This window comes from Pseudomonas emilianonis, from assembly GCF_023072625.1.
GTDB classification, from domain to species: Bacteria; Pseudomonadota; Gammaproteobacteria; order Pseudomonadales; family Pseudomonadaceae; genus Aquipseudomonas; species Aquipseudomonas paraveronii.
Window position 1 is genome coordinate 1 of record NZ_JAKNRV010000671.1, and the last position, 1,272, is coordinate 1,272.

Sequence of the window (1,272 nt, forward strand, 5' to 3'; positions counted from 1 at the left end):
TGGCGCGGGCGCTGCGCCTGTTCAATCGCCGTGCCCAATTGCCGCCACAACGCCTTGGTCTGCTCGAACGCCTGGGCATGCTCCGGGCTATGGGCGCACCACGCCTTCAGGGCTTTGGCATCCGCCACGGTGGCGCGGCCCGAGGTCAGCAGGAGCAGCCAGTCGCGGGCTTCATCGTGCAATGGGCTGGCGGGGGTTGCCCGGGCGGTGGAGAGGCTAAAAATGTTCAAGCGCGCAAATACTCACGGTTTTATCAGGGACTCAACACTAAGACGGTTTTCCGGCCCCGGGACCGAACCGCTGGATGACTTTTCTTTCCAGACGCTTGGCGCAGTGGCCCAGGGCGGCCTTGATTTCTTTTTCGACCATGCGCGTGGAAATCCCGAAGCGCTGGGAGATTTCCAGGTGCGGCGCTTCTTCCAGGCGCGCGGCGATGAGGATCTTGCGCCGGCGTGCTGGCAATTCGTAGAGGGCCTTGACCAGGGATTGGATTTCTTTTTGACCACCCACCACCCGCGAGGGGTCCTGGGCTTCGTCGGCGCTTTGCAGCAGCTCTTCAACCTCGCTGCCCGTCAACAGGCGGGCGTCGGCCTCGCGACGGTCGGCAGCGATGTTCAAGGCCATGCGGTACAGGTAGGCATTGGGTTGCGCCAGGTTCGGCGGCACGTCCATGCGGTCGACGCGCAGGTAGGTTTCGTGCAGGACGTCGTTGGCCAGGTCCTCCGAGCCCAGGCGCTTGCGCAAACGCACCTTGAAGTCCTCGTAGGACGCCAGGAACAAGCTGACCATCGTACTGTGCCCGGAATCTTTCATCCGCCCCAGGCTCCTGTCCCTGCTGTGCATTCCATGCGTGTTCCTGTTGTGTCGGGCATCAAAAGTAAAGTCACCGGCTGGCGCAGCGAACTGGGCGCCGGGCGTTCGACCCGGGCAGCGCCCAGGCTGCGCACCAGGGCTTCATCGCGTTGTTCATCGCCAGTGGAACTGACCAACCGGCTGTATTCGATCAGCCCCTCAGGGCTGACCCAGAGTTGCACCAGCGCCCTGAAACTCCCGGGGCGGGTCAACGGCGAACGGCACAGGCTGGCTTCGATCGCCTGTTGCAACGCCGTGGCATAGCTGTTGTTGATCCGTGCAGCGTTGCGCGCCGATGCACCACGGCTGACAGGCGGTGGGCTGACCTCGGGCAGTTGCAAGGTGAACGCGTCACTGCGCGCATAGCGCGCCATCAGGCCACTCCCGGTCAGCAACATCGCCAAAGCCTCCTGCGCCGTG

At 63.8% G+C, this 1,272-nt stretch carries 3 protein-coding genes; all 3 read right to left on the reverse strand.

Annotated features, from left to right (window positions below; genetic code table 11):
- On the reverse strand, nt 1–230 hold a 230-nt coding region (locus L9Z73_RS30720), incomplete at its 3' end, for a FecR/PupR family sigma factor regulator (RefSeq protein WP_247408726.1).
- 37 nt (nt 231–267) lie between these two features.
- A complete protein-coding gene (locus L9Z73_RS30725; protein WP_247408728.1) occupies nt 268–813 on the reverse strand; it encodes an RNA polymerase sigma factor in 546 nt (181 codons plus the stop codon).
- The coding region (locus tag L9Z73_RS30730; RefSeq protein WP_247408730.1) for a TonB C-terminal domain-containing protein at nt 810–1,272 on the reverse strand (463 nt) is incomplete at its 5' end. The genes L9Z73_RS30730 and L9Z73_RS30725, both read right to left, overlap by 4 nt.